Consider the following 25,901-nt stretch of genomic DNA (forward strand, 5'->3'; position numbering starts at 1 on the left):
TTCAGGCAAGCGAATGCGAAAAACCCCGCTCCGGCGGGGTTTTTTGTTGCGCGCTCCGTGCCAGTGCCACAACTGCGGTCCGTCACGGCGCATGCCACCGCGAGACGGCCATTGACGCAGACCGTTCTCCCTCCAAGGCTGCGTCCGATGTCGGCTCGGCTCCCGGCATCTCGCAGGGCTGGCGACACATCGCTCGGCTCGCCTCGTGACATCATGCAAACGGATGACGCAAAACCGCCATGGCCTTGCCATGATCCGGCCTCGCTCGCCGCTCCCGTCTTGCGGCCGGACGATGCGCGACCGGCTGGACGCGGGCGGCGACGATGAGAGGCCTCCCATGCCCGGTATCAGCGTCGGCGCCGCCACGGCCGGGATTGCGAAACCGCCGTGAATGATGGCGAGCTCCTCTCTGAGCGGCTCCACAGCGGTGGGGACGCGGACGGGGGCCGGCTCGGCCTCCCTGGCGGCGCCGGCCACGCATTCGACGCCGACGGCATCGGGACGCGGCCACGAAGCCGGCCGCACCGCCGTCCCAGCCTCTGCGGCCGCCGCGAGCCGCGACTGTTTCGTCGCGATCAGATTCTGGGCAATCGGCGCCGACCTCTGCGGCCGGGCGGCAATCGCCGCCTCGATGGCCGGGGCGGCGCCGACCGTTCGGCCGGTTGGATGGGCGCCGACCGGCTCATCGGCGGGGGCGGCGCCGACATCTCGTCTTCTCTGCCCCCGCCGACAGCGCGGCCGCCATGGCCGATGAGCAGCCCGCACGCCGGACCGGTGCTGCCGGCCTCTCGAGCCGGCGGACGGCACAGTGCGCCGCGCGGCGGCGGCGTGCTCGTCGACGGCGAGCGGCCAAGGTAGCCGGCTTTCCGGCAATGCGGCGCGCGGACTTCGACCTGTGAGCGCTAAGCCGATGATTCCTCGCGAGAATCAGCGCGGCGGCGAGCGCGGCCCGCGCCCTGCCCACAAATCGCCTTGACAAACTGTGAACTTTCCCCTTGGCAGACGAGGCGACAGGCCTTATGTACGGCGCCTCATTGAACTCCAGGGTTCATGACTCGGGCGCCTCGGCATCCGGGTCTGATAGCCGTCCGGAGCGATCCGGGCGGAAGACTGGCCGAAAGGCGAGGGGGCAACCCCGTCGCCGTTTCGGCCATGTCCTGTCCGAGACTGCAGGCGCGGGGCGACCCGCTTAATCATCCGCTTCGCCGTAGGGCAATCCGGCTGGTCTGCATAGACGGGGAAGACCGATTTTGACGTGTCCGCCCGCCAGGGCGGAGGCAGGAATTTGGTTCGATCCGTGCACCTGCTTGCGGCCGTCCTGCGGCCGGTTGCGGGGGACAGGCACTCCGTGGTCGTCCCGGCTCGCCGGGACGGCAGGTGCAACGGGCGATCCGTTCATGACGAACGGGTCGCAACCGGAGAGAGCAAAAGGTGGATAGAGCGGAAAAGCAGGAGCTTATCGGCGTACTCCAGGAGGTCTTCAAGACCACTGGCGTCGTCGTGGTGGCTCACTATTCCGGCCTGACCGTCGCCCAGATGCAGAAGCTCCGCAAGGAGATGAAGCAGGCTGGCGCGACCGTGAAGGTCGCCAAGAACCGCATCGCCAAGATCGCTCTCGATGGCACCGACGTCGCCACGATCGCGCCCCTTCTCAAGGGCCCGACGCTGCTGGCTTACAGCAGCGACCCCGTGGCGGCGCCGAAGGTCGCCGTCGACTTCGCCAAGGGCAACGACAAGTTCGTGATCCTGGGCGGGGCGATGGGAAAGACCGCCCTGAATACGGATGGCGTCAAGGCGCTTGCGACCTTGCCGTCCCTCGACGAACTGCGTGGCAAGCTCGTGGGCCTCATCCAGGCTCCCGCGACCAAGGTCGCCCAGATCGTCAACGCGCCGGCGGCCAAGCTCGCCCGCGTGTTCGGGGCCTATGCCAAGCGAGACGAAGCGGCGTAAGGCCGTTCAAACCCATAAACCGGTACGAACCGAAAGACAGGAAGAAAGACAATGGCTGATCTTGCCAAGATCGTTGACGACCTCTCGAGCCTGACCGTGCTCGAGGCCGCCGAGCTCGCCAAGCTGCTCGAGGAGAAGTGGGGCGTTTCGGCCGCCGCCGCCGTGGCGGTTGCCGCCGTTCCGGGTGGCGCCGCCACCGCCGCTCCGGTCGAGGAGCAGACCGAGTTCACCGTCGTCCTGGCCGCGGCCGGCGACAAGAAGATCGAGGTCATCAAGGAAGTCCGCGCCATCACCGGCCTGGGCCTCAAGGAAGCCAAGGATCTGGTCGAAGGCGCTCCCAAGCCCGTCAAGGAGGGTGTTGCCAAGGACGAGGCCGAGAAGCTCAAGGCCCAGCTCGAGAAGGTCGGCGCCAAGGTCGAGCTCAAGTAAGAGCCTCCACCGCAAGCGTTTCGGCTCCGGGGTTCGCCCCGGAGCCTTTCCGCGTTTTGGCAGACGCGGCGTACCGTCGAGGAGCTCGGGCTCCGGCGGGGTCGAAATGGCCGGAGTTCTTTGAGTTGCAGGCTTTCCCAACGCCGCCGCGTGGCGGGGCTCGGAAATCCTGCCGAGGCGGGGAGACCCGCCGACGCTGGAATGAATGCGCAGGGGTCCTTCCGGCCGGCCCGGGCCGGGGTGCGAGCCCTGCAGGTTGAGCGAGGAGCGACATGGCTCAGACGACCACTGCCCGCAAGCGCGTCCGCCGGTTTTTCGGGAAGATCCGGGAAGTCGCGACGATGCCGAACCTCATCGAGGTTCAGAAGGCCTCCTACGACCAGTTCCTGCAGGTCGAGGAACCCAAGGGCGGACGGACGGACGAGGGACTCCAGGCCGTGTTCCGGTCGGTGTTCCCGATCTCCGACTTCTCCAACAAGGCCATGCTCGAATTCGTCAACTACGAGTTCGAGGGGCCGAAATACGACGTGGACGAGTGCCGCCAGCGCGGCATGACCTTTGCCGCGCCGCTGAAGGTGACGCTGCGCCTGATCGTCTTCGACGTCGACGAGGAGACCGGCGCGCGCTCGGTCAAGGACATCAAGGAGCAGGACGTCTATATGGGCGATATGCCGCTCATGACGTCCAACGGCACCTTCATCGTCAACGGTACCGAGCGCGTCATCGTCTCGCAGATGCATCGCTCGCCGGGCGTGTTCTTCGACCACGACAAGGGCAAGACCCACTCCTCGGGCAAGCTCCTGTTCGCCGCCCGCATCATCCCCTATCGCGGGTCCTGGCTCGACATCGAGTTCGACGCCAAGGACATCGTGCACGCCCGCATCGACCGTCGCCGCAAGATCCCGGTGACCTCGCTGCTGTTCGCGCTCGGCATGGACGGCGAGGAGATCCTCTCCACCTTCTACAAGTCCATCACCTATGCCCGCTCCGGCGACGGCTGGCGCGTACCCTATGACTGGAACCGGATGAAGGGCTTCAAGCCCACTGTCGACATGGTCGACGCCGACACCGGCGAGATCGTGGTCGAGGCCGGCCGCAAGCTGACGGCGCGCAGCGCCAGGGCCCTGGCCGAGAAGGGCCTGAAGGCGCTCAAGGTCTCCAACGAGGATCTGTTCGGCCAGTACGTCTCGGAGGACATCGTCAACACCGAGACCGGCGAGATCTATCTGGAAGCCGGCGACGAGCTGACCGAGAAGAGCCTCAAGATCCTGGACGAGGCCGGCTTCGTCGAGGTGCCGGTGCTCGACATCGACCACATCACGGTCGGCGGCTACATCCGCAACACCCTCGCCGTGGACAAGAACAACACCCGCGAGGAGGCGCTGTTCGACATCTACCGCGTCATGCGTCCGGGCGAGCCGCCGACCATCGATTCGGCCGAGGCGATGTTCCAGTCGCTGTTCTTCGACGCCGAGCGCTACGACCTGTCGGCCGTCGGCCGCGTCAAGATGAACATGCGTCTCGACCTCGACGCCGAGGACACCGTGCGCATCCTGCGCAAGGAGGACATCCTCGCGGTGGTGAAGACGCTGGTCGACCTGCGCGACGGCAAGGGCGAGATCGACGACATCGACCATCTCGGCAACCGCCGGGTGCGCTCGGTCGGCGAACTCATGGAGAACCAGTACCGCGTCGGCCTGCTGCGCATGGAGCGCGCCATCAAGGAGCGCATGTCCTCGGTCGACGTCGACACGGTGATGCCGCAGGACCTGATCAACGCCAAGCCGGCGGCCGCCGCCGTGCGCGAGTTCTTCGGCTCCTCGCAGCTGTCCCAGTTCATGGACCAGACCAACCCGCTGTCGGAGATCACCCACAAGCGCCGCCTGTCGGCGCTCGGTCCGGGCGGCCTGACGCGCGAGCGCGCCGGCTTCGAGGTGCGCGACGTGCATCCGACCCATTACGGCCGCATCTGCCCGATCGAGACGCCGGAAGGCCCGAACATCGGCCTGATCAACTCGCTGGCGACCTTCGCGCGCGTCAACAAGTACGGCTTCATCGAGGCGCCGTACCGGCGCCTGCGCGACGGCCAGCTGACGCCGGAAGTGGTCTACCTCTCCGCCATGGAGGAGCAGAAGTACTACGTCGCCCAGGCCAACGTGCCGATCGACAAGGACGGTCGCCTGACCGAGGAGTTCGTCACCTGCCGCCATGCCGGCGACGTGCTGATGGTCACGCCCGACCGCGTCGACTACATGGACGTGTCGCCCAAGCAGTTGGTCTCCGTCGCCGCGGCGCTGATCCCGTTCATCGAGAACGACGACGCCAACCGCGCGCTGATGGGCGCCAACATGCAGCGCCAGGCCGTGCCGCTGGTGCGCGCCGACGCGCCCTTCGTCGGCACCGGCATGGAGGCGGTGGTCGCCCGCGACTCGGGCGCGGCCATCGCCGCGCGTCGCACCGGCATCATCGACCAGGTCGACGCCACCCGTATCGTCATCCGCGCCACCGAGGATCTCGATCCGACCAAGTCGGGCGTCGACATCTACCGGCTGATGAAGTTCCAGCGCTCCAACCAGTCGACCTGCATCACGCAGAAACCGCTGGTGCGCGTCGGCGACGTCGTGCGCAAGGGCGACATCATCGCCGACGGTCCCTCGACCGAACTCGGCGAGCTCGCGCTCGGCCGCAACGTGCTCGTCGCCTTCATGCCGTGGAACGGCTACAACTTCGAAGACTCGATCCTGCTCAGCGAGAACATCGCCAAGGAGGACGTGTTCACCTCGATCCACATCGAGGAGTTCGAGGTCGCCGCCCGCGACACCAAGCTCGGGCCCGAGGAAATCACCCGCGACATTCCGAACGTGTCGGAAGAGGCGCTGAAGAACCTCGACGAGGCCGGCATCGTCTACATCGGCGCCGAAGTCCAGGCGGGCGACATCCTGTGCGGCAAGATCACGCCGAAGGGCGAGAGCCCGATGACGCCGGAGGAAAAGCTCCTGCGCGCCATCTTCGGCGAGAAGGCCTCCGATGTGCGCGACACCTCGCTGCGCGTGCCGCCGGGCGTCACCGGCACGGTGGTCGAGGTGCGCGTGTTCAACCGCCACGGCGTCGACAAGGACGAGCGCGCCCAGGCGATCGAGCGCGAGGAGATCGAGCGTCTCGCCAAGGACCGCGACGACGAGCAGGCGATTCTCGATCGCAACGTCTATGCGCGCCTGACCGAGGTGCTCGCCGGCAAGACCGCGATCGCCGGGCCCAAGGGCTTCAAGAAGGAGACGGTGATCACCGCCGAGCTGATGCAGGATTATTCCCGCTCGCAGTGGTGGAACTTCGCCGTCGCCGACGATGCGCTGATGGGCGAGATCGAGGCCATGCGCAAGCAGTACGACGAGTCGAAGAAGCGCCTCGAGCAGCGCTTCCTCGACAAGGTCGAGAAGCTGCAGCGCGGCGACGAGCTGCCGCCGGGCGTGATGAAGATGGCCAAGGTCTTCATCGCGGTGAAGCGCAAGATCCAGCCGGGCGACAAGATGGCCGGCCGGCACGGCAACAAGGGCGTGGTCTCGCGCATCATGCCGGTCGAGGACATGCCGTTCCTGGAGGACGGCACCCCGGTCGACATCGTGCTCAACCCGCTGGGCGTGCCGAGCCGCATGAACGTCGGCCAGATTCTGGAGACCCATCTCGGCTGGGCGGCGTCGGGCCTGGGCAAGCTGATCGACCAGTCGATCGCCGCTTACCGCAAGGGCCAGGGCGTCGACAGGCTGAAGGGCACGCTCGACAGGATCTACGGCCAGAACGAGGAGATCGCGGCGATGAACGACCGCGACCTCGTCGACATGGCCTCGAGCCTGCGCCGCGGCGTCCCGATCGCCACCCCGGTGTTCGACGGCGCCAAGGAGGCCGACATCGTCGACTTCCTGAAGATGGCCGGGCATGACGCTTCGGGCCAGGTGACACTGTATGACGGGCGCAACGGCGAAGCCTTCGACCGCAAGGTGACGGTGGGCTACATCTACATGCTCAAGTTGCACCACCTGGTCGACGACAAGATCCACGCCCGTTCGATCGGCCCCTATTCGCTCGTCACCCAGCAGCCGCTGGGCGGCAAGGCGCAGTTCGGCGGCCAGCGCTTCGGCGAAATGGAGGTCTGGGCGCTCGAAGCCTATGGCGCGGCCTACACGCTGCAGGAGATGCTCACGGTCAAGTCGGACGACGTGGCCGGCCGCACCAAGGTCTACGAGGCCATCGTGCGCGGCGACGACACCTTCGAGGCGGGGATTCCCGAGTCGTTCAACGTGCTGGTCAAGGAAATGCGCTCGCTCGGCCTCAACGTCGAGCTCACGGGCCTGCGCGCCTCCGACCAGGCGTTGCCGCCAGCGGAAGCCGCCGAGTGAGAACCTTGCCGGCCTTGCCGCATTGACCCGATGATACTGCCCGGAGCGGCCATGCTGCTCCGGGCCGAGCCATTTTCTTCATCCGCGCCGGGAGGGGTGTTTGGCCCCGCCGGCAGCAAACCCGGAGACGGCCATGAACCAAGAGGTCATGAATCTCTTCAATCCGGTTGTTCAGACCCAGACGTTCGATCAGATCAAGATCTCGATCGCGTCGCCGGAAAAGATCCTGTCCTGGTCCTACGGCGAGATCAAGAAGCCCGAGACCATCAACTACCGCACGTTCAAGCCGGAGCGGGACGGGCTGTTCTGCGCCCGCATTTTCGGACCGATCAAGGACTACGAGTGCTTGTGCGGCAAGTACAAGCGTATGAAGTACAAGGGCGTGATCTGCGAGAAGTGCGGCGTCGAGGTGACGCTGTCGCGGGTCCGGCGCGAGCGCATGGGCCATATCGAGCTCGCCGCGCCCGTCGCCCATATCTGGTTCCTGAAGTCGCTGCCCTCGCGCATCGGCCTCCTGATGGACATGACGCTCAAGGATCTCGAGCGCATCCTGTACTTCGAGTACTACGTCGTCATCGAGCCCGGCCTCACCCCGCTGAAGGAGCGTCAGCTCCTCTCCGAGGATGACTATGCCCGCGCCCAGGATGAGTACGGCGAGGACAGCTTCACCGCCATGATCGGCGCCGAAGCCATCCGCGAGATGCTGCGCGCCATGGATCTGGAGAAGATCGCGGCGGACCTGCGCGTCGAGATCGCCGAGGCCACCACCGAGCTCAAGCCCAAGAAGCTGGCCAAGCGCCTCAAGATCATCGAGGCCTTCATCAACTCGGGCAACAAGCCGGAGTGGATGATCCTCACCGCCGTGCCGGTGATCCCGCCGGATCTGCGCCCGCTCGTCCCGCTGGACGGTGGCCGCTTCGCCACGTCCGACCTCAACGACCTCTATCGCCGCGTCATCAACCGCAACAACCGCCTCAAGCGGCTGATCGAGCTCCGTGCGCCGGACATCATCATCCGCAACGAGAAGCGCATGCTGCAGGAGGCCGTCGACGCGCTGTTCGACAACGGCCGCCGCGGCCGCGTCATCACCGGCGCCAACAAGCGGCCGCTGAAGTCGCTCTCCGACATGCTCAAGGGCAAGCAGGGGCGCTTCCGCCAGAACCTGCTCGGCAAGCGCGTCGACTATTCCGGCCGCTCGGTGATCGTCGTCGGTCCCGAGCTGAAGCTGCACCAGTGCGGCCTGCCCAAGAAGATGGCGCTGGAGCTGTTCAAGCCCTTCATCTATTCGCGCCTCGACGCCAAGGGCTTCTCGGCCACGGTCAAGCAGGCCAAGAAGCTGGTGGAGAAGGAGAAGCCGGAGGTCTGGGATATCCTCGACGAGGTGATCCGCGAGCATCCGGTGCTGCTCAACCGCGCCCCGACCCTGCATCGCCTCGGCATCCAGGCCTTCGAGCCGGTGCTGATCGAGGGCAAGGCCATCCAGCTGCATCCGCTGGTCTGCACGGCCTTCAACGCCGACTTCGACGGCGACCAGATGGCCGTGCACGTGCCGCTGTCGCTGGAAGCGCAGCTGGAAGCGCGCGTCCTGATGATGTCGACCAACAACATCCTGCATCCGGCCAACGGCCAGCCGATCATCGTGCCCTCGCAGGACGTCGTGCTCGGCCTCTATTACGTCACGCTGATGTCGGACGGCGAGCCCGGCCAGGGCATGGTGTTCGGCGACATCGGCGAGCTCGAGCATGCGCTCGAGGCCAAGGCGGTGACGCTGCACACCAAGATCAAGTGGCGCTGGAGGGGCCTCGGCGAGGACGGCCAGCCCGTGTCGCGGATCTACGACACGACGCCCGGCCGCGTGAAGCTCGCCCAGCTCCTGCCCAAGAGCCCCAGGGTGCCCTTCGACGCCGCCAACAACCTGATGACGAAGAAGGCCATCTCGGCGCTGATCGACGTGGTCTACCGCAATGTCGGCCAGAAGGAGGCGGTCATCTTCTGCGACCGCATCATGACGCTCGGCTTCTCCAACGCCTTCCGCGCCGGCATCTCGTTCGGCAAGGACGACATCGTCGTGCCGGAGAACAAGTGGAAGATCGTCGCCGAGACCGACGCGCTCGCCAAGGACTACGAGCAGCAGTACAATGACGGCCTGATCACCCAGGGCGAGAAGTACAACAAGGTCGTGGACGCCTGGGCCAAGTGCTCGGACCGCCTTGCGGCGGAGATGATGAGCCGCATCTCTTCGGTGAAGAAGGACGACAGCGGCCGCGACAAGCCGATCAACTCGATCTACATGATGTCGCACTCCTCGGCCCGCGGCTCGCCGGCCCAGATGCGTCAGCTCGGCGCCATGCGCGGCCTGATGGCCAAGCCCTCCGGCGAGATCATCGAGAGCCCGATCATCTCCAACTTCAAGGAAGGCCTGACCGTGCTCGAGTACTTCAACTCGACCCACGGCGCCCGCAAGGGCCTGGCCGACACGGCGCTGAAGACGGCGAACTCGGGCTACCTGACCCGCCGCCTCGTCGACGTGGCGCAGGATGCCATCATCTCGGAGACCGATTGCCAGTCCGAAGGCGGCATCCGTGTCCGTGCGATCATCGACGCCGGCCAGATCGTGGCCTCGCTCGGCGTGCGCATCCTCGGCCGCACCGCGGCCGAGAACGTCACCGATCCGCAGACCGGAGCGGTGATCGTGCCGAGGGGCGAGATGATCGTCGAGTCGATGATCGACCAGATCACGGCTGCCGGCATCCAGGAGGTGAAGATCCGTTCGGTGCTCACCTGCGAGACCAAGAACGGCGTCTGCGCCACCTGCTACGGCCGCGACCTGGCGCGCGGCACGCGCGTCAACATGGGCGAGGCCGTCGGCGTCATCGCCGCCCAGTCGATCGGCGAGCCGGGCACCCAGCTCACCATGCGCACCTTCCACATCGGCGGTGCGGCGCAGATCAACGAGCAGAGCCACATCGAGGCGACCTTCGAGGGCACGATCAAGATCCGCAACCGCAGCGTCGTCCGCAACTCGGAAGGCGTGCTGATCGCGATGGCGCGCAACCTGGCCATCGTCATCCTCGACCATGACGGCTCCGAGCGCTCGGTGAACCGCGTGCCCTACGGCTCGCGCCTGCGCGTCGACGACGGCGACAAGGTCAAGCGCGGCCAGCGCATGGCCGAGTGGGACCCCTACACCCGCCCGATCATCACCGAGCTCGACGGCACCATCGCCTACGAGGATCTGGTGGACGGCGTGTCGCTGTCGGAGACGGCCGACGAGTCGACCGGCATCACCAAGCGCGTCGTCACCGACTGGCGGACCTCGAACCGCTCGGCGGATCTGCGGCCGGCCCTGATCATCAAGGGCCCTGACGGCAAGACGGCCAAGCTGTCGCGCGGCGGCGACGCCCGCTACTTCCTGGCTTCCGAGGCGGTCATCTCGGTCGACCCCGGCGCCAAGGTCACGGCCGGCGACGTCATCGCCCGTATCCCGATGGAGAGCGCCAAGACCCGCGACATCACCGGAGGTCTGCCGCGCGTGGCGGAGCTGTTCGAGGCGCGGCGGCCGAAGGATGCGGCGATCATCGCCGAGATCACCGGCACCATCCAGTTCGGCAAGGACTACAAGAACAAGCGGCGGCTGACGATCCAGCCGCACGAAGCCGATCAGGAGGCGGTCGAGTACCTGATCCCGAAGGGCAAGCACATCCATCTCCAGGACGGCGACGTCGTGGAGAAGGGCGACTTCATCGTCGACGGCAACCCGGCGCCGCACGACATCCTGGCGATCAAGGGCGTGGAGGAGCTCGCTGCCTACCTCGTCAACGAAATCCAGGAGGTCTACCGGCTGCAGGGCGTGCAGATCAACGACAAGCACATCGAGGTGATCGTTCGCCAGATGCTGCAGAAGATCGAGATCGTCGACGCCGGCGATACCGACTTCCTGCCGAGCGAGCAGGTCGACAGGGTGGAGTTCGACGAAGCCAACGCCAAGGCGCTGGAGGAGAAGAAGCGGCCGGCCACCGGCCATCCGGTTCTGCTCGGCATCACCAAGGCGTCGCTGCAGACGCGCTCCTTCATCTCGGCGGCCTCGTTCCAGGAGACCACGCGCGTCCTCACCGAGGCGTCGGTCAACGGCAAGTCCGACACGCTGGAAGGCCTGAAGGAGAACGTCATCGTCGGCCGCCTGATCCCGGCCGGCACCGGCGCCCAGTTCGCGCGCATCCGCGAGATCGCCAAGCGCCGCGACGACCTCATCCTGCAGCAGCGCCAGGCCGAAGCCGCGGCCGCTCCGGCTGCGGCACAGCCGGAAGCCGAGGCGCTGCCGGCGGCCGAGTGAGCTGCAGGCCGACGCGGCCGGTTCTCCGGCTGCCGGAACGACATCAGGGGAGCCCGGTCCGCCGGGCTCCCCTTTTTTGCGAAGACGAGCGCCCGGTCAGAGCATCAGGCAGGCAAGGGCGAGCGCGGCGAGCCAAGTGGCGCTGTCCCAGTCGGTGAGGCTCGACCCGCCCGCCGGTGCCTCGGTCGCGGTGGCGATGGCGCCGTGGACCAGGGCACAGATGCCGAGCAGCAGTGCTGCGGTCGGCGCCCATCCCTTGGGGCCGAGATTCGACAACGGCACGATCAGGGCGAGCTCGAGCCAGAAGACATGCAGTGTCACGCGCGAAGTGACGTCGAGGCGGGGATGGGGAGCAGCGGCCATGGCGGTCTCGGTCGAATCGGGCCGGACGGCGCCACGCGAAGGGGCGCCGCCCGACGGCCGCGGCGGGGATTCGCCGCCGCGCCGCGAGACTTGGCCGCAGCCGCATAAGGATTCGAGAGAGGAGCAGGGGTCTTGATATCAAGATTCCATAGCCATATACCCCTGGAACGTCAGGATCCGCCGGGGCAGGGGCGGATCCGCCGGCGGGGCAGGGGAGCCCTGCGCAAACATCGGGTCTGTGACAGCCTTTGCGCTTGACGCGAGGCGATGGGCTGAGTATGTACCGCCAACTTTCAGGGCAGGCGGTAAGCCCCTCGATCGTTCAGATCGTCAGATGTGAACCGATGGCTTAGACGCTGCCTCCGGACTATCAAAGTCAGATCCGGCCATGACCGCCGCGCGCAAGCGCCGTGGTCCTCTGTGAGTGTCGCGCTCGCATCCCTCTTCGGGGAAGCAGGCGCGGTTTCGTTTTGCGTGGACAAAGCGCAGGACAAAGCGGTGCGCCCGCAAGGGAGCATCATTCGAAGCTGAAGGGCAAACGATGCCGACGATTAGCCAGTTGATCCGCAAGCCGCGGCAGGCTCCCGTCTACCGGGAAAAGGCGCGCCATCTGGAAGCGTGCCCGCAGAAGCGCGGCGTCTGCACGCGCGTCTACACCACGACGCCGAAGAAGCCGAACTCCGCTCTGCGCAAGGTCGCCAAGGTGCGCCTGACCAACGGCTTCGAGGTGATCGGCTACATCCCCGGCGAAGGTCATAACCTGCAGGAGCACTCGGTCGTCATGATCCGTGGTGGCCGCGTCAAGGACCTTCCCGGCGTGCGTTATCACATTCTCCGCGGCGTTCTCGACACCCAGGGCGTCAAGAACCGCAAGCAGCGCCGGTCGAAGTACGGCGCCAAGCGTCCGAAGTAAGGGAGAGTTCTTCCATGTCCCGCCGCCATCGCGCCGAGAAGCGAGAGATCATCCCGGACCCCAAGTTCGGCGATATCGTCGTCACCAAGTTCATGAACGCCGTCATGTATGACGGCAAGAAGTCGGTTGCCGAGAGCATCGTCTACCAGGCCTTCGACACGATCGAGGCCAAGTCGAAGCAGAGCCCGCTGACCGTCTTCCAGTCGGCCCTCGCCAACGTCGCCCCGGCGATCGAGGTCCGCTCCCGCCGCGTCGGCGGCGCGACCTACCAGGTTCCGGTCGAAGTCCGCACCGAGCGCCGCCAGGCTCTCGCCATCCGCTGGATCCTGACCGCGGCCCGGGCTCGCAACGAAAAGACCATGGAGGAGCGGCTTTCGGCCGAGCTTCTCGACGCGTCCAACAACCGCGGCAACGCGGTGAAGAAACGCGAAGACACCCACCGCATGGCGGAAGCCAACCGCGCCTTCTCGCATTACCGCTGGTAAAGAGAACGGATCGGACGAGGACAGAACGATGCCCCGCACCCACGCGATCGAGGACTACCGCAACTTCGGTATCATGGCGCATATCGACGCCGGCAAGACCACGACCACCGAGCGGATCCTCTTCTACACCGGCAAGAGCCACAAGCTCGGCGAAGTGCACGACGGCGCCGCGACCATGGATTTCATGGAGCAGGAGCAGGAGCGTGGCATCACCATCACGTCCGCCGCCACCACGGCCCAGTGGGCCGGCAAGCGCCTGAACATCATCGACACCCCCGGCCACGTCGACTTCACCATCGAGGTCGAGCGTTCGCTGCGCGTGCTCGACGGCGCCGTGTGCGTGCTCGACTCCAACCAGGGCGTTGAGCCGCAGACCGAGACCGTCTGGCGCCAGGGCGACAAGTACAGGGTGCCGCGCATCGTCTTCGCCAACAAGATGGATAAGACGGGCGCCGACTTCTACAAGTGCCTCGACGACATCGTGAAGCGCCTCGGCGCCAAGCCGATCGCCATCCAGCTGCCGATCGGCTCGGAAGCCAACTTCAAGGGCGTGGTCGACCTGGTCCGCATGAAGGCCGTGGTCTGGTCCGGCGAGGCGCTCGGCGCCGAGTTCGACGCCAACCTGCCGATTCCCGCCGACCTGGAAGAGAAGGCCGCGCAGTATCGCACCGCTCTGGTCGAGGCCGCCGTCGAGCTCGACGACGATGCCATGACGGCCTATCTCGACGGCGTCGAGCCGGATGAGGCGACGCTGAAGCGCCTGATCCGCAAGGCCGTGCTCCAGGGGGCCTTCTACCCGGTGCTCGCCGGCTCCGCCTTCAAGAACAAGGGCGTGCAGACGCTGCTCGACGCGGTCGTCGACTATCTGCCTTCTCCGGTCGACGTGCCGGCGATCAAGGGCATCGACCCCAAGACCGAGCAGGAGACCGAGCGCAAGTCCTCCGACAGCGAGCCGCTGTCCGTGCTCGGCTTCAAGATCATGGACGACCAGTACGGCGTCCTGACCTTCTGCCGCATCTATTCGGGCAAGCTGGAGAAGGGCATGTCGCTGCTCAACTCCTCGCGCGAGAAGAATGAGCGCGTCGGCCGCATGGTGCTGATGCACGCCAACAACCGCGAGGAAATCGCCGAGGCCTATGCCGGCGACATCGTCGCTCTGGTCGGCCTCAAGGACACCCGCACCGGCGACACCCTGTGCGACCCCGCGCATCCCGTCATCCTGGAGCGCATGGAGTTCCCCGAGCCCGTCATCGAGATGGCCGTGGAGCCCAAGACCAAGGCCGACCAGGAGAAGATGGCGCTGGCGCTGATCAAGCTCGCGTCCGAGGATCCGTCCTTCCGCGTCACCACCGATGCGGAATCCGGCCAGACCATCATCAAGGGCATGGGCGAGCTCCATCTCGATATCAAGGTCGACATCCTGCGTCGGACCCACAAGGTCGACGTCAATGTCGGCGCGCCGCAGGTGGCCTTCCGCGAGAAGATCACCAAGCGGGCCGAGATCGACTACACCCACAAGAAGCAGACCGGCGGCACGGGCCAGTTCGCCCGCGTCAAGTTCATCGTCGAGCCGAACGAGCCCGGCAAGGGCTTCGAATTCGAGTCGAAGGTCATCGGCGGCTCGGTGCCGAAGGAATATCTCCCCGGCGTCGAGAAGGGCCTCAACTCCGTTCTGGGAGCGGGCATCGTCGCGGGCTTCCCGGTGGTCGACGTCAAGGTGACGCTGATCGACGGCGCCTATCACGAGGTCGACTCGTCGGCTCTGGCCTTCGAAATCGCGTCGCGTGCCGCGCTCCGCGAGGGGCTTCAGAAGGGTGGTTCCGTTCTGCTCGAGCCGATCATGAAGGTCGAAGTCGTGACCCCGGAGGAGTACACCGGTTCGGTCATCGGCGACCTCAACTCGCGGCGCGGCCAGATCCAGGGCCAGGACATGCGTGGCAACGCCAACGTCGTCAACGCCATGGTGCCGCTGATGAACATGTTCGGCTACGTCAACCAGCTGCGCTCCTTCACCCAGGGCCGCGCCAGCTACACCATGCAGTTCGATCACTACGACCAGGCTCCGTCCAACGTGGCCGCTGAGATCCAGGCCAAGTACGCCTGATCTGTCCCCCGCTGTTTTACAGTTCATCCGCCGTTCCGGCGGCGATTGGTGAAGGAGGCCCCGATGGCCAAAGAGAAATTCGAGCGCACGAAGCCGCACTGCAACATCGGCACGATCGGTCACGTTGACCATGGGAAGACGTCGCTGACAGCGGCGATCACGAAGGTTCTGGCGGAGACGGGCGGCGCGACGTTCACGGCGTACGACCAGATCGACAAGGCGCCGGAAGAGAAGGCGCGCGGCATCACGATCTCGACGGCGCATGTTGAGTACGAGACGCAGAAGCGTCACTACGCGCATGTGGACTGCCCCGGGCACGCGGACTACGTGAAGAACATGATCACGGGCGCGGCGCAGATGGACGGCGCGATCCTTGTGGTTTCGGCGGCGGACGGGCCGATGCCGCAGACGCGCGAGCACATCCTGCTGGCGCGCCAGGTGGGCGTTCCGGCGCTTGTGGTGTTCCTGAACAAGGTCGACCTCGTCGACGACGCCGAGCTTCTGGAGCTGGTGGAGATGGAGGTTCGCGAGCTTCTGTCGAAGTACGAGTTCCCCGGCGACGACATCCCGATCACCAAGGGTTCGGCGAAGGCGGCTCTGGACAACGTCAACCCGGCGATCGGGCATGACGCGGTGCTGGCGCTGATGGCGACGGTGGACGAGTACATCCCGCAGCCGGAGCGTCCGATCGACCAGCCGTTCCTGATGCCGGTCGAGGACGTGTTCTCGATCTCGGGCCGCGGCACGGTTGTGACGGGTCGCGTGGAGCGCGGCATCGTCAAGGTCGGCGAGGAAATCGAGATCGTCGGCATCCGTCCGACGCAGAAGACGACGGTGACGGGCGTCGAGATGTTCCGCAAGCTGCTTGACCAGGGCCAGGCCGGCGACAACATCGGCGCGCTGCTGCGCGGCACCAAGCGCGAGGACGTGGAGCGCGGCCAGGTGCTGTGCAAGCCGGGCTCGGTGAAGCCGCACACGAAGTTCAAGGCGGAAGCCTACATCCTGACGAAGGAGGAGGGCGGTCGCCACACGCCGTTCTTCACCAACTACCGTCCGCAGTTCTACTTCCGGACGACGGACGTGACGGGCATCGTGACGCTGCCGGAAGGCACGGAAATGGTGATGCCCGGCGACAACATCTCGATGGACGTGGCGCTGATCGTGCCGATCGCCATGGAGGAGAAGCTGCGCTTCGCCATCCGCGAAGGCGGCCGCACCGTCGGCGCCGGCGTCGTCGCCGCCATCATCGAGTGATCCATCTCCGGCGTGCCGGTCGCAAGGCCGGCACTCTCGGTTCAATGCCGGTCGGTGGACCGGCACCACACTTCCGGAGTTGAGGTCATGAACGGCCAGAACATCCGCATCCGTCTCAAAGCGTTCGATCATCGTATCCTCGATGCATCGACCCGCGAGATCGTCTCGACCGCCAAGCGCACCGGCGCCGCGGTTCGCGGGCCGATCCCGCTGCCGACGCGGATCGAGAAATTTACCGTGAACCGCTCGCCGCACGTCGACAAGAAGTCGCGCGAGCAGTTCGAGATGCGCACGCACAAGCGCCTGCTCGACATCGTCGATCCCACCCCGCAGACCGTGGACGCGCTGATGAAGCTCGACCTCGCCGCCGGCGTGGATGTCGAAATCAAGCTCTGATCGTGCCTCGAGGATTAGGAACGAACGCCATGCGTTCAGGTGTCATCGCACAGAAGATCGGCATGAGCCGCGTCTACAACGACGCCGGCGAGCATGTCCCGGTCACGGTCCTCAAGCTGGACGACTGTCAGGTCGTCGCGCATCGGACCGAAGACAAGAACGGCTACACGGCGCTGCAGCTCGGCGCTGGCCTGGCCAAGGTCAAGAACACGACGCGTGCCCAGCGCGGCCACTTTGCCGTGGCCAAGGTGGAGCCCAAGCGCAAGATCGTCGAATTCCGCGTGCCTGCTTCCGATCTCATTCCGGTCGGCGCAACGATCACGGCCGACCATTTCGTCCCCGGCCAGTTCGTCGACGTCACCGGCACGACCATCGGCAAGGGCTTCGCCGGTTCGATGAAGCGCTGGAACTTCGGCGGCCATCGCGCCAGCCACGGCAACTCGATCACGCATCGTGCCCATGGTTCGACCGGCCAGCGCCAGGACCCGGGCAAGACCTTCGCCGGCAAGAAGATGGCCGGCCATATGGGCGATGAGCGCGTCACGACCCTGAACCTCAAGGTCGTGCGCACCGACGTCGAACGCGGCCTGATCCTGGTCGAGGGAGCCGTTCCCGGCTCCAAGGGCGGCTGGATCACGATCCGCGACGCGGTCAAGAAGGTTCTGCCGGATTCGGCGCCGAAGCCCGGCGCGTTCCGCTTGCCCGAAGCCGCCGCTGCGGCCGCAGGCGAGTGAGGAGGAGCCGATGAAACTGAGCATCACCACGTTTGACGGCGCCGAAGCCGGCTCGGTCGAGCTCTCGGACGAGATCTTCTCGCTCGAGCCGCGTGCGGACATCCTGCAGCGCGTCGTCCGCTGGCAGCTGGCCAAGCGCCAGGCCGGCACCCACAAGACCCTTGGCCGTTCGGAGATCAACCGGACGAAGAAGAAGCTCTACAAGCAGAAGGGCACCGGCGGCGCTCGCCACGGCGCCGCGTCCGCGCCGCAGTTCCGCGGCGGCGGTCGCGCCTTCGGGCCGGTCGTGCGCAGCCATGCCCACGACCTGCCCAAGAAGGTGCGGGCGCTCGGCCTCAAGCTTGCGCTCTCGGCCAAGGCCAAGGACCAGCAGCTCATCATCGTCGACCAGGCGACGCTGAGCGAGGCCAAGACCAAGGCGCTGAAGGAGACCTTCAGCAAGCGGGGCCTGGCCAATGTCCTGATCGTCGACGGCGCCGAGGTCGATACGAACTTCGCCCTGGCGGCCCGCAACATTCCGAACGTCGACGTGCTGCCCGTGCAGGGCATCAACGTCTACGACATCCTGCGCCGCGACAGCCTCGTGCTGACCAAGGCCGCCGTCGATGCGCTGGAGGCGCGCTTCAAATGAGCACCGCCGATCCCCGTCACTACGACGTGATCCTGTCGCCGGTCATTACCGAGAAGGCGACGGCGCTCACGGACCACAACCAGGTGGTCTTCCGCGTCCGCGACGACGCGACGAAGCCGCAGATCAAGGCCGCGGTCGAGAAGCTCTTCGACGTCAAGGTGACGAGCGTCAACACGCTCGTTCGCAAGGGCAAGACGAAGCGTTTCCGCGGGACCGTCGGCACTCAGAGCGATGTGAAGCGCGCGATCGTGACGCTGGCCGAAGGCCACACGATCGACGTGACGACGGGTCTCTGAGGCGGGACCGGGAAGGGACAGAGAGATGGCTCTCAGGACATACAAGCCGGTTACGCCGAGCCTGCGTCAGCTGGTGCTCGTCGACCGTTCGGCTCTCCACAAGGGCGCGCCGGTCAAGGCGCTGACCGAAGGTCTGACCAAGTCGGGCGGCCGCAACAACACCGGGCGCATCACCTCCTGGCGCAAGTCGGGCGGCCACAAGCGCTCCTACCGCATCGTCGACTTCAAGCGTCGCAAGCTGGACGTGCCGGCGACCGTGGAGCGGATCGAGTACGATCCGAACCGCACCGCCTTCATCGCGCTGCTGAAGTACGCCGACGGCGAGCTCGCCTACATCCTGGCGCCGCAGCGCCTGGCGGTCGGCGACACGGTCGTCGCCAGCGCCCAGGCCGACGTGAAGCCCGGCAACGCCATGCCGATGGCGGCGATGCCGGTCGGCACCATCGTCCACAATGTCGAGATGAAGCTCGGCAAGGGCGGGGCGATCGCCCGGTCGGCCGGCTCCTATGCCCAGATCGTCGGCCGTGACGGGGCCTATGTCATCGTCCGCTTGAACTCGGGCGAGCAGCGGCTGATCCTGTCGGGGTGCTTCGCGACCATCGGCGCGGTGTCGAACCAGGACCACATGAACATCTCGCTCGGCAAGGCGGGGCGTTCGCGCTGGCTCGGCGTCAAGCCTGCCGTCCGCGGCGTGGCCATGAACCCGATCGACCATCCGCACGGCGGCGGCGAAGGCCGCACCTCCGGTGGCCGTCACCCCGTCACCCCGTGGGGCAAGCCCACGAAGGGCAAGAAGACGCGGTCCAACAAGGCGACGAACAAGTTCATCGTCTCCTCGCGTCACGCCAAGAAGAAGTAAGGAGACCGCTCGTGTCCCGCTCAGTCTGGAAAGGCCCGTTCGTCGACGGGTATCTCCTGAAGAAGGCTGACGCCGCGCGCGGCTCCGGCCGCGGCGAAGTCATCAAGACCTGGAGCCGTCGCTCCACCATCCTGCCGCAGTTCGTCGGCCTCGTCTTCGGGGTCTACAACGGGCAGAAGCATGTGCCGGTGACCATCTCCGAGGAGATGGTCGGCATGAAGCTCGGTGAATTCTCCCCGACGCGGACCTTCTACGGCCACGCGGCGGACAAGAAGTCGAAGAGGAAGTAAGCGATGGGCAAGCCCAAGTCCCCCCGCGCGCTCCCCGACAACGAAGCGAAGGCGGTTGCGCGCATGCTGCGGGTCTCCCCGCAGAAGCTCAACCTGGTCGCGTCGATGATCCGCGGCAAGAAGGTGGATTCGGCCCTGGCCGACCTGACCTTCTCGCGCAAGCGCATCGCCGGCGACGTCAAGAAGACGCTGCAGAGCGCCATCGCCAACGCCGAGAACAATCACGGCCTGGACGTGGACGATCTGATCGTCTCCGAGGCCCATGTCGGCAAGGCGTTCGTGATCAAGCGGTTCCACGCCCGCGCCCGCGGCCGGGCCGGCCGGATCGAGAAGCCCTTCTCCAACCTGACGGTCGTCGTCCGTCAGGTCGAAGCGAAGGCCTGAGGAGCGAGAGATGGGTCAGAAAATCAACCCGATCGGCCTGCGTCTCGGCATCAACCGGACCTGGGATTCGCGCTGGTTCGCGAACAAGGGCGAGTACGGCCAGCTCCTGCACGAGGACATCGCCATCCGCTCGGCGCTGATGAAGATGCTGAAGCAGGCGGCGGTTTCCAAGATCGTCATCGAGCGTCCGCACCGCAAGTGCCGCGTCACGATCCAGTCGGCTCGTCCCGGCATCGTGATCGGCAAGAAGGGCGCCGACATCGACAAGCTGAAGAAGGCCGTCGCCAAGATCACCAACTCCGAGGTGCACATCAACATCGTCGAGGTGCGCAAGCCCGAGATCGATGCGACGCTGGTGGCCGACTCGATCGCCCAGCAGCTCGAGCGCCGCGTTGCCTTCCGCCGGGCCATGAAGCGGGCCGTGCAGTCGGCCATGCGTCTGGGCGCCGAGGGCATCCGCATCAACTGCTCGGGTCGCCTGGGCGGCGCCGAGATCGCACGCCTCGAATGGTACCGTGAAGGTCGCGTGCCGCTGCACACGCTGCGCGCCGATGTCGACTACGGCACGGCGACAGCCTACACCACCTTCGGGACCTGCGGCATCAAGGTCTGGATCTTCAAGGGCGAAATCCTCGAGCACGATCCGATGGCCCAGGACAAGCGCATGGCGGAGGCCGAGGGCGGTCGTTCGACGTCGCGCCGTCACGATGCGGCGTGAGCCGCATCGCCACAGGCCGGGATTGAGAGAGTAGAACCATGCTGCAACCCAAGCGCACCAAGTTTCGCAAAGCCTTCAAGGGGCGCATCCACGGCGTGGCCACCAGCGGCGCGCTGTTGAACTTCGGCCAGTTCGGCCTCAAGGCGCTGGAGCCCGAGCGGGTCACCGCCCGGCAGATCGAGGCGGCTCGTCGCGCGATCACTCGCGAGATGAAGCGCCAGGGCCGTGTCTGGATCCGGATCTTTCCGGACGTGCCGGTGACCAGCAAGCCCGCCGAAGTGCGCATGGGCAAGGGCAAGGGCGCGCCGGACCATTGGGCCGCCCGGGTCAAGCCGGGCCGGATCATGTTCGAGATCGACGGCGTCGCCGAGGACGTGGCGCGGTCGGCCCTGACGCTCGGCGCCGCCAAGCTGCCGATCAAGACACGCTTCATCCAGCGCATTGCCGAGTGACGGAGGATCAGATGAAAGCCGCCGACATCAAGGTGATGACGGAAGACCAGCTCGCCGACGAGATCGCGAAGCTGAAGAAGGAGCAGTTCAACCTGCGCTTCCAGAAGGCCACCGGCCAGCTGGAGAACACGTCGCGCGTGCGCGCCGTGCGCCGGACCATCGCGCAGATCAAGACGTTTCAGCGCCAGAAGGCCGTTGCGGCCGACAAGGCGTGAGGAGGATCGGATGCCCAAACGCGTCCTGCAAGGCGTCGTCGTTTCCGACAAGAACGACAAGACCATCGTGGTCAAGGTGGAGCGTCGCTTCACCCACCCGCTGCTGAAGAAGACGGTGCGTCGCACCAAGAACTACCATGCGCATGACGAGGCGAACGGCGCCAAGGTCGGCGACATCGTGTGGATCGAGGAAGGTCGCCCGATGTCCAAGCTGAAGCGCTGGGTAGTGGTGAACCAGGCCGAAAAGGCCGAGTGACCGACCGGATCGGCCGGCCTGCCCGGCCGGCATGATCCGGACGCAAGGCCGGTATGATTGTCGGCAGGCAACAGGGGCGCTCGGTCGAGCGCCTTTGTGCTTGTGATTGGGACCGCTTGCCGCTATGAGGCACGCTTTCCCGTAGCTAACAGGACGGCGCGTCTTCGGATGCGCCAGCCAAACCCGGGGTTGGGCCGGGTCCGCGCCAATGCGGATACCAGCCTGCGAAGAAAAAGAGGGTTCGTCATGATTCAGATGCAGTCGAATCTCGACGTCGCGGACAATTCCGGCGCGCGTCGCGTGATGTGCATCAAGGTTCTGGGCGGCTCGAAGCGGAAATATGCTTCCGTGGGCGACATCATCGTCGTCTCGATCAAGGAAGCCATTCCGCGCGGGCGCGTCAAGAAAGGCGATGTGATGAAGGCGGTCGTCGTGCGCACCGCCAAGGACATCCGCCGTCCCGACGGTTCGGTGATTCGCTTCGACCGCAACGCGGCCGTGCTGATCAACAACCAGAAGGAGCCGGTCGGCACGCGTATCTTCGGACCGGTTCCGCGCGAGCTGCGCGCCAAGAACCATATGAAGATCATTTCGCTTGCGCCGGAGGTGCTGTGATGGCCGCCAAGATCAAGAAGGGCGACAAGGTCGTCGTGCTGACGGGCCGCTCCAAGGGCCGCTCGGGCGAGGTGATTCAGGTGTTCCCGGACGAGAACCGGGCCCTGGTCCGCGGCGTCAACGTGGTGCGCCGCCACCAGAAGCAGACCCCCAGCCAGGACGGCGGCGTGATCTCCAAGGAGGCGCCGATCGACCTGAGCAACGTCGCGATCGCCGATCCCAAGGACGGCAAGCCGACGCGGGTCGGATTCAAGGTTCTGGACGACGGGCGCAAGGTCCGTATCGCCAAGCGTTCGGGAGAGCAGATCGATGCCTGAGGCGACCTACACGCCGCGTATGAAGGCGTATTACGCCGATGTGGTGCGGCCCAAGCTGATCGAGCAGTTCGGCTACAAGAACCCCATGGAAGTGCCGTCGATCGACAAGATCGTCCTCAACATGGGCGTGGGCGAGGCGACAGCCGATTCGAAGAAGGCGTCGGTCGCCGCGGCCGATCTCGCGCTGATCGCCGGCCAGAAGCCGGTGGTGACGCGGGCCCGCAAGGCCATCGCCCAGTTCAAGGTGCGCGAGAACATGCCGATCGGCGCGAAGGTCACCCTTCGCAAGGTCCGGATGTACGAGTTCTTCGACCGCCTGGTCACGATCGCGCTGCCGCGCGTGCGCGACTTCCGCGGGCTCAACCCGAAGAGCTTCGACGGCCGGGGCAATTATGCCCTGGGCCTCAAGGAGCACATCATTTTCCCGGAAATCAACTACGACAAGGTCGACCAGATCTGGGGTATGGACATCATCGTCTGCACCACGGCCAAGACCGACGAGGAAGCGCGCGCGCTCCTCAAGTTGATGAATTTCCCCTTCCGGCAGTGAGGCGGGGCAACCCGACTTCAAACGCGGAACGTTGGAGACCGTAAATGGCGAAGAAGAGTTCGATCGAGAAGAACAAGCGTCGCGCCTCCCTGGTGAAGAAGTTCGCCGGCAAGCGTGAACGCCTCAAGGCCACCGCCAACAACGAGACGTTGTCGATGGAAGAGCGCTTCATGGCGCGCCTCAAGCTGTCCGAGCTGCCGCGCAACTCCGCGAAGGAGCGCGTGCGCAATCGCTGCGAAGTCACCGGGCGTCCGCGCGCGGTCTATCGCAAGCTGAAGATGTCGCGCATCGCCCTGCGCGAGCTCGGTTCCCGGGGCCTCGTGCCCGGGCTCGTGAAGTCGAGCTGGTAAGGAGGCATCGTCATGGCGATCAATGATCCTGTCGGCGATATGCTGACCCGTATCCGCAACGCGCAGATGCGCCGCAAGAGCTCGGTGGTCACGCCGGGTTCGAACCAGCGCGCCCGCGTTCTGGAGGTGCTGCAGGCCGAGGGCTATATCCGCGGCTTCACCGTCGCCGACTTCGGCGCCGGCCGCAGCGAGTTCACCATCGAGCTGAAGTACTATGACGGCGTGCCCGTGATCCGCGAGATTGCGCGCGTGTCGAAGCCGGGCCGCCGCGTCTACGCGTCGGTGAAGAACCTGCCGCGCGTCGCCAATGGTCTGGGCGTGTCCATCGTCTCGACCCCGCGCGGCGTCATGTCCGATCACCAGGCCCGCGACGCGAATGTCGGTGGCGAAGTGATCTGCACCGTGTTCTGAGCCGGAAGGAGAAACCATGTCTCGTATCGGCAAGAAGCCGGTCGCCGTTCCGGCGGGCGTCACTGCCTCGCTCGACGGCCAGACCGTCAAGGCCAAGGGCCCGAAGGGCGAACTGTCCTTCACCGCGCCGGCGCTGGTGTCGGTGGTCCTCGATTCCGGCTCCGTCAAGGTGGAGCCGCTCGACGCCTCCAAGCCGGCGCGCTCCCAGTGGGGCATGTCCCGTACGATGGTGTCGAACATCTTCGTCGGCGTGACCAAGGGCTTCGAGAAGAAGCTCGAGATCAACGGCGTCGGCTACAAGGCCGCCGTGGCCGGCAAGGTGCTGAAGCTGTCGCTGGGCTACTCGCACGACGTCGACTATCCGATTCCGGAAGGGATCGCGATCGTGGCGCCCAAGCCCACGGAAATCGTGGTCAGCGGCATCGACAAGCAGCGCGTCGGCCAGGTTGCGGCCGAGATCCGCGACTATCGCGGCCCCGAGCCCTACAAGGGCAAGGGCGTCAAGTACGCGGGTGAGTTCATCTTCCGCAAGGAAGGCAAGAAGAAGTAACGGACCAGACACATGGCAAATGCAAGGCAAGCTCTCGAGCGCCGCAAGGCGCGTGTCCGCCGCACTCTGCGTGTGGCGGCGAACGGACGGCCGCGCCTCTCGGTGTTCCGCTCCTCCAAGCACATCTACGCGCAGCTCATCGACGATGCGAAGGGCGTCACCATCGCCGCCGCTTCCTCGATCGAGAAGGACCTGCGCGGCAGCTTGAAGACCGGCGCCGACGTCGAGGCCGCAGCGGCGATCGGCAAGCTCCTGGCGGAGCGGGCGATCGCCAAGGGCGTCAAGGACGTCCTGTTCGATCGCGGTGGCTACCTCTTCCACGGGCGCGTCAAGGCGCTCGCTGACGCAGCCCGCGAAGGCGGCCTCAATTTCTAAGGACGGATTCAATGGCTCGTGAACGTGAACACAACCGTCAGCGCGAAGAGCGCGACAGCGAGTTCGTGGACCGTCTCGTCCACATCAACCGTGTCGCCAAGGTGGTGAAGGGCGGCAAGCGCTTCGGCTTTGCCGCGCTGGTCGTCGTCGGCGACCAGAAGGGCCGCGTCGGCTTCGGCCACGGCAAGGCCCGCGAGGTGCCGGAGGCCATCCGCAAGGCGACCGACCAGGCCAAGCGCGGCCTGATCCGCGTCTCGCTGCGCGAGGGCCGCACCCTGCATCACGACGTCAACGGCCGCCACGGCGCCGGCAAGGTCGTGCTGCGCGCCGCCCCGGCCGGTACCGGCATCATCGCCGGCGGCCCGATGCGCGCCGTGTTCGAGTCCGTCGGCATGCACGACGTCGTCGCCAAGTCGCTCGGCTCGTCCAACCCGTACAACCTGGTGCGTGCGACCTTCGATGCTCTCAAGCACGAGGACAGCCCGCGCTCCGTCGCCGCCCGCCGCGGCCTCAAGGTGTCGCAGATCCAGGCCCGGCGTCAGGGTATCGACGCCGAGTCGACCGATTGATCGCGGCCGACAGGAGACCAACCATGGCCAAGACGAAGACCGTCACCGTCGAGCAGGTCGGCAGTCCGATCCGCCGCACCCAGGACCAGCGTGCCACGCTGATCGGCCTGGGCCTCAACAAGATCCGCCGCCGCTCGACCCTGGAGGACACTCCGGCGGTGCGAGGCATGATTGCCAAGCTCGGGCACCTCGTCCGCGTGGTCGAGGCCGAGTAAGGAGACGCGACGATGAAACTCAACGAACTCAGCGACAATGCTGGCGCCACCAAGGCGCGCATGCGTGTCGGTCGCGGCATCGGCTCGGGCAAGGGCAAGACCGGAGGCCGCGGCGTGAAGGGCCAGAAGTCCCGCACTGGCGTTGCCGTCAAGGGCTTCGAAGGCGGCCAGATGCCGCTGCATCGCCGCCTGCCCAAGCGCGGCTTCACCAACATCTTCCGCACCGAGTACGCGACCGTGAATCTCGATCGCCTCCAGGCTGCGGTCGATGCCGGCAAGCTCGACGCCAAGCAGCCGGTGACCGCCGAGGCCCTCGTGGCCTCCGGCGTGCTGCGCCGGGTCAAGGACGGCGTGAAGCTGCTCGGCTCGGGCGAGCTCAAGGCGAAGCTCGCCATCGAGGTTTCGGCCGCTTCCAAGGGCGCCGTCGAGGCCGTGGAGAAGGCGGGCGGCACCGTGAAGGTGCTGGCCCCGGTGGCGAAAGCCGAAGCCTGAT

The 25,901-nt window shown here is 66.1% G+C and carries 30 protein-coding genes; 29 read left to right on the forward strand and 1 reads right to left on the reverse strand.

All coding sequences use genetic code 11. The annotated features are described in order from the left end of the window. The first annotated feature begins 1,431 nt into the window (after positions 1-1,431). The 4 genes from rplJ to rpoC all read left to right on the forward strand — a co-directional run bounded on the left by rplJ (position 1,432) and on the right by rpoC (position 11,106). A complete protein-coding gene (gene rplJ / locus AC27L4_RS22685) occupies positions 1,432-1,950 on the forward strand; it encodes a 50S ribosomal protein L10 (RefSeq protein ID WP_487144644.1) in 519 nt (172 codons plus the stop codon). A gap of 51 nt (positions 1,951-2,001) precedes the next feature. Then, the gene (gene rplL / locus AC27L4_RS22690) at positions 2,002-2,379 is read left to right on the forward strand and encodes a 50S ribosomal protein L7/L12 (RefSeq protein ID WP_487144645.1); all 378 of its coding nucleotides are present in this window, start codon (positions 2,002-2,004) and stop codon (positions 2,377-2,379) included. A 272-nt stretch (positions 2,380-2,651) separates the two neighbouring features. Continuing rightward, entirely contained in the window at positions 2,652-6,773 is a 4,122-nt protein-coding gene (rpoB, locus tag AC27L4_RS22695; protein WP_487144646.1) for a DNA-directed RNA polymerase subunit beta, read from the forward strand. A 133-nt stretch (positions 6,774-6,906) separates the two neighbouring features. Next, on the forward strand, positions 6,907-11,106 hold the full coding sequence (gene rpoC, locus AC27L4_RS22700; RefSeq protein WP_487144647.1) for a DNA-directed RNA polymerase subunit beta': 4,200 nt from the start codon (positions 6,907-6,909) through the stop codon (positions 11,104-11,106). Between the two features lie 96 nt (positions 11,107-11,202). Here rpoC and AC27L4_RS22705 read toward each other — a convergent pair whose 3' ends face one another. Beyond that, positions 11,203-11,469 (reverse strand): hypothetical protein, encoded by a 267-nt coding sequence (locus tag AC27L4_RS22705; protein ID WP_487144648.1) that lies wholly within the window; start codon positions 11,467-11,469, stop codon positions 11,203-11,205. A 541-nt stretch (positions 11,470-12,010) separates the two neighbouring features. Here AC27L4_RS22705 and rpsL point away from each other — a divergent pair. The 25 genes from rpsL (at position 12,011) to rplO (ending at position 25,900) form a co-directional block, all read left to right on the forward strand. Continuing rightward, complete coding sequence (gene rpsL, locus AC27L4_RS22710; protein ID WP_307286714.1) at positions 12,011-12,382, forward strand: 30S ribosomal protein S12; 372 nt, start codon at positions 12,011-12,013, stop codon at positions 12,380-12,382. Positions 12,383-12,396: 14 nt separating this feature from the next. Beyond that, entirely contained in the window at positions 12,397-12,867 is a 471-nt protein-coding gene (gene rpsG, locus AC27L4_RS22715; protein ID WP_487144649.1) for a 30S ribosomal protein S7, read from the forward strand. Positions 12,868-12,895: 28 nt separating this feature from the next. Beyond that, positions 12,896-14,971, forward strand: a complete 2,076-nt coding sequence (fusA, locus tag AC27L4_RS22720) for an elongation factor G (protein WP_487144650.1) — start codon at positions 12,896-12,898, stop codon at positions 14,969-14,971. Positions 14,972-15,034: 63 nt separating this feature from the next. After that, positions 15,035-16,225 carry an elongation factor Tu gene (tuf, locus tag AC27L4_RS22725; RefSeq protein WP_487144638.1) on the forward strand — a complete coding sequence of 397 codons (1,191 nt, stop codon included), beginning with the start codon at positions 15,035-15,037 and terminating at the stop codon, positions 16,223-16,225. An 87-nt stretch (positions 16,226-16,312) separates the two neighbouring features. Further along, positions 16,313-16,621, forward strand: a complete 309-nt coding sequence (gene rpsJ / locus AC27L4_RS22730; RefSeq protein ID WP_487145234.1) for a 30S ribosomal protein S10 — start codon at positions 16,313-16,315, stop codon at positions 16,619-16,621. Between the two features lie 29 nt (positions 16,622-16,650). Beyond that, positions 16,651-17,355 (forward strand): 50S ribosomal protein L3, encoded by a 705-nt coding sequence (gene rplC, locus AC27L4_RS22735; protein WP_487144651.1) that lies wholly within the window; start codon positions 16,651-16,653, stop codon positions 17,353-17,355. A 10-nt stretch (positions 17,356-17,365) separates the two neighbouring features. Further along, positions 17,366-17,986 carry a 50S ribosomal protein L4 gene (rplD, locus tag AC27L4_RS22740; RefSeq protein WP_487144652.1) on the forward strand — a complete coding sequence of 207 codons (621 nt, stop codon included), beginning with the start codon at positions 17,366-17,368 and terminating at the stop codon, positions 17,984-17,986. Continuing rightward, positions 17,983-18,282: a 50S ribosomal protein L23 gene (locus AC27L4_RS22745; protein ID WP_487144653.1), complete on the forward strand. Its 300-nt coding sequence runs from the start codon at positions 17,983-17,985 to the stop codon at positions 18,280-18,282. The genes rplD and AC27L4_RS22745 overlap by 4 nt, the downstream gene beginning before the upstream one ends. Positions 18,283-18,307: 25 nt before the next feature. Next, a complete protein-coding gene (gene rplB, locus AC27L4_RS22750) occupies positions 18,308-19,141 on the forward strand; it encodes a 50S ribosomal protein L2 (RefSeq protein WP_487144654.1) in 834 nt (277 codons plus the stop codon). A gap of 11 nt (positions 19,142-19,152) precedes the next feature. Next, positions 19,153-19,431 carry a 30S ribosomal protein S19 gene (gene rpsS / locus AC27L4_RS22755; RefSeq protein ID WP_487144655.1) on the forward strand — a complete coding sequence of 93 codons (279 nt, stop codon included), beginning with the start codon at positions 19,153-19,155 and terminating at the stop codon, positions 19,429-19,431. 3 nt (positions 19,432-19,434) lie between these two features. Further along, positions 19,435-19,815 carry a 50S ribosomal protein L22 gene (gene rplV / locus AC27L4_RS22760; protein ID WP_487144656.1) on the forward strand — a complete coding sequence of 127 codons (381 nt, stop codon included), beginning with the start codon at positions 19,435-19,437 and terminating at the stop codon, positions 19,813-19,815. Between the two features lie 10 nt (positions 19,816-19,825). Next, positions 19,826-20,533, forward strand: coding sequence for a 30S ribosomal protein S3 (gene rpsC / locus AC27L4_RS22765; RefSeq protein ID WP_487144657.1), 708 nt, complete (start codon positions 19,826-19,828; stop codon positions 20,531-20,533). A 38-nt stretch (positions 20,534-20,571) separates the two neighbouring features. Beyond that, entirely contained in the window at positions 20,572-20,985 is a 414-nt protein-coding gene (gene rplP / locus AC27L4_RS22770) for a 50S ribosomal protein L16 (RefSeq protein ID WP_487144658.1), read from the forward strand. A gap of 11 nt (positions 20,986-20,996) precedes the next feature. Continuing rightward, a complete protein-coding gene (gene rpmC / locus AC27L4_RS22775; protein WP_487144659.1) occupies positions 20,997-21,200 on the forward strand; it encodes a 50S ribosomal protein L29 in 204 nt (67 codons plus the stop codon). A 10-nt stretch (positions 21,201-21,210) separates the two neighbouring features. Further along, positions 21,211-21,456, forward strand: coding sequence for a 30S ribosomal protein S17 (gene rpsQ / locus AC27L4_RS22780; protein WP_487144660.1), 246 nt, complete (start codon positions 21,211-21,213; stop codon positions 21,454-21,456). Between the two features lie 246 nt (positions 21,457-21,702). Next, positions 21,703-22,071, forward strand: a complete 369-nt coding sequence (rplN, locus tag AC27L4_RS22785) for a 50S ribosomal protein L14 (RefSeq protein ID WP_487145235.1) — start codon at positions 21,703-21,705, stop codon at positions 22,069-22,071. Beyond that, on the forward strand, positions 22,071-22,388 hold the full coding sequence (gene rplX / locus AC27L4_RS22790; RefSeq protein WP_487144661.1) for a 50S ribosomal protein L24: 318 nt from the start codon (positions 22,071-22,073) through the stop codon (positions 22,386-22,388). Before rplN ends, rplX begins: the two co-directional genes overlap by 1 nt. Continuing rightward, positions 22,381-22,938, forward strand: a complete 558-nt coding sequence (rplE, locus tag AC27L4_RS22795) for a 50S ribosomal protein L5 (protein WP_487144662.1) — start codon at positions 22,381-22,383, stop codon at positions 22,936-22,938. The genes rplX and rplE overlap by 8 nt, the downstream gene beginning before the upstream one ends. Before the next feature lie 44 nt (positions 22,939-22,982). Then, positions 22,983-23,288, forward strand: coding sequence for a 30S ribosomal protein S14 (gene rpsN, locus AC27L4_RS22800; RefSeq protein ID WP_487144663.1), 306 nt, complete (start codon positions 22,983-22,985; stop codon positions 23,286-23,288). A gap of 12 nt (positions 23,289-23,300) precedes the next feature. Next, entirely contained in the window at positions 23,301-23,699 is a 399-nt protein-coding gene (gene rpsH, locus AC27L4_RS22805; protein ID WP_487144664.1) for a 30S ribosomal protein S8, read from the forward strand. Positions 23,700-23,715: 16 nt separating this feature from the next. Continuing rightward, the gene (gene rplF, locus AC27L4_RS22810) at positions 23,716-24,249 is read left to right on the forward strand and encodes a 50S ribosomal protein L6 (protein ID WP_487144665.1); all 534 of its coding nucleotides are present in this window, start codon (positions 23,716-23,718) and stop codon (positions 24,247-24,249) included. Positions 24,250-24,261: 12 nt separating this feature from the next. After that, complete coding sequence (rplR, locus tag AC27L4_RS22815; RefSeq protein ID WP_487144666.1) at positions 24,262-24,624, forward strand: 50S ribosomal protein L18; 363 nt, start codon at positions 24,262-24,264, stop codon at positions 24,622-24,624. A gap of 11 nt (positions 24,625-24,635) precedes the next feature. After that, the gene (gene rpsE, locus AC27L4_RS22820; protein ID WP_487144667.1) at positions 24,636-25,193 is read left to right on the forward strand and encodes a 30S ribosomal protein S5; all 558 of its coding nucleotides are present in this window, start codon (positions 24,636-24,638) and stop codon (positions 25,191-25,193) included. A 23-nt stretch (positions 25,194-25,216) separates the two neighbouring features. Then, positions 25,217-25,408, forward strand: a complete 192-nt coding sequence (gene rpmD, locus AC27L4_RS22825) for a 50S ribosomal protein L30 (RefSeq protein WP_487144668.1) — start codon at positions 25,217-25,219, stop codon at positions 25,406-25,408. 12 nt (positions 25,409-25,420) lie between these two features. Further along, a complete protein-coding gene (gene rplO / locus AC27L4_RS22830) occupies positions 25,421-25,900 on the forward strand; it encodes a 50S ribosomal protein L15 (RefSeq protein WP_487144669.1) in 480 nt (159 codons plus the stop codon). Position 25,901 lies beyond the last annotated feature (1 nt).

Source organism: Labrys sp. Lb11, assembly GCF_057554225.1.

Coding starts and splice junctions, on each gene's coding strand:
- rplL (WP_487144645.1), top strand. CDS start 2,002: ATGGCTGATCTTGCCAAGATCGTTGACGACCTCTCGAGCCTGACCGTG.
- rpoB (WP_487144646.1), top strand. CDS start 2,652: ATGGCTCAGACGACCACTGCCCGCAAGCGCGTCCGCCGGTTTTTCGGG.
- rpoC (WP_487144647.1), top strand. CDS start 6,907: ATGAACCAAGAGGTCATGAATCTCTTCAATCCGGTTGTTCAGACCCAG.
- AC27L4_RS22705 (WP_487144648.1), bottom strand. CDS start 11,469: ATGGCCGCTGCTCCCCATCCCCGCCTCGACGTCACTTCGCGCGTGACA.
- rpsL (WP_307286714.1), top strand. CDS start 12,011: ATGCCGACGATTAGCCAGTTGATCCGCAAGCCGCGGCAGGCTCCCGTC.
- rpsG (WP_487144649.1), top strand. CDS start 12,397: ATGTCCCGCCGCCATCGCGCCGAGAAGCGAGAGATCATCCCGGACCCC.
- fusA (WP_487144650.1), top strand. CDS start 12,896: ATGCCCCGCACCCACGCGATCGAGGACTACCGCAACTTCGGTATCATG.
- tuf (WP_487144638.1), top strand. CDS start 15,035: ATGGCCAAAGAGAAATTCGAGCGCACGAAGCCGCACTGCAACATCGGC.
- rpsJ (WP_487145234.1), top strand. CDS start 16,313: ATGAACGGCCAGAACATCCGCATCCGTCTCAAAGCGTTCGATCATCGT.
- rplC (WP_487144651.1), top strand. CDS start 16,651: ATGCGTTCAGGTGTCATCGCACAGAAGATCGGCATGAGCCGCGTCTAC.
- rplD (WP_487144652.1), top strand. CDS start 17,366: ATGAAACTGAGCATCACCACGTTTGACGGCGCCGAAGCCGGCTCGGTC.
- AC27L4_RS22745 (WP_487144653.1), top strand. CDS start 17,983: ATGAGCACCGCCGATCCCCGTCACTACGACGTGATCCTGTCGCCGGTC.
- rplB (WP_487144654.1), top strand. CDS start 18,308: ATGGCTCTCAGGACATACAAGCCGGTTACGCCGAGCCTGCGTCAGCTG.
- rplV (WP_487144656.1), top strand. CDS start 19,435: ATGGGCAAGCCCAAGTCCCCCCGCGCGCTCCCCGACAACGAAGCGAAG.
- rpsC (WP_487144657.1), top strand. CDS start 19,826: ATGGGTCAGAAAATCAACCCGATCGGCCTGCGTCTCGGCATCAACCGG.
- rplP (WP_487144658.1), top strand. CDS start 20,572: ATGCTGCAACCCAAGCGCACCAAGTTTCGCAAAGCCTTCAAGGGGCGC.
- rpmC (WP_487144659.1), top strand. CDS start 20,997: ATGAAAGCCGCCGACATCAAGGTGATGACGGAAGACCAGCTCGCCGAC.
- rpsQ (WP_487144660.1), top strand. CDS start 21,211: ATGCCCAAACGCGTCCTGCAAGGCGTCGTCGTTTCCGACAAGAACGAC.
- rplN (WP_487145235.1), top strand. CDS start 21,703: ATGATTCAGATGCAGTCGAATCTCGACGTCGCGGACAATTCCGGCGCG.
- rplX (WP_487144661.1), top strand. CDS start 22,071: ATGGCCGCCAAGATCAAGAAGGGCGACAAGGTCGTCGTGCTGACGGGC.
- rplE (WP_487144662.1), top strand. CDS start 22,381: ATGCCTGAGGCGACCTACACGCCGCGTATGAAGGCGTATTACGCCGAT.
- rpsN (WP_487144663.1), top strand. CDS start 22,983: ATGGCGAAGAAGAGTTCGATCGAGAAGAACAAGCGTCGCGCCTCCCTG.
- rpsH (WP_487144664.1), top strand. CDS start 23,301: ATGGCGATCAATGATCCTGTCGGCGATATGCTGACCCGTATCCGCAAC.
- rplF (WP_487144665.1), top strand. CDS start 23,716: ATGTCTCGTATCGGCAAGAAGCCGGTCGCCGTTCCGGCGGGCGTCACT.
- rplR (WP_487144666.1), top strand. CDS start 24,262: ATGGCAAATGCAAGGCAAGCTCTCGAGCGCCGCAAGGCGCGTGTCCGC.
- rpsE (WP_487144667.1), top strand. CDS start 24,636: ATGGCTCGTGAACGTGAACACAACCGTCAGCGCGAAGAGCGCGACAGC.
- rpmD (WP_487144668.1), top strand. CDS start 25,217: ATGGCCAAGACGAAGACCGTCACCGTCGAGCAGGTCGGCAGTCCGATC.
- rplO (WP_487144669.1), top strand. CDS start 25,421: ATGAAACTCAACGAACTCAGCGACAATGCTGGCGCCACCAAGGCGCGC.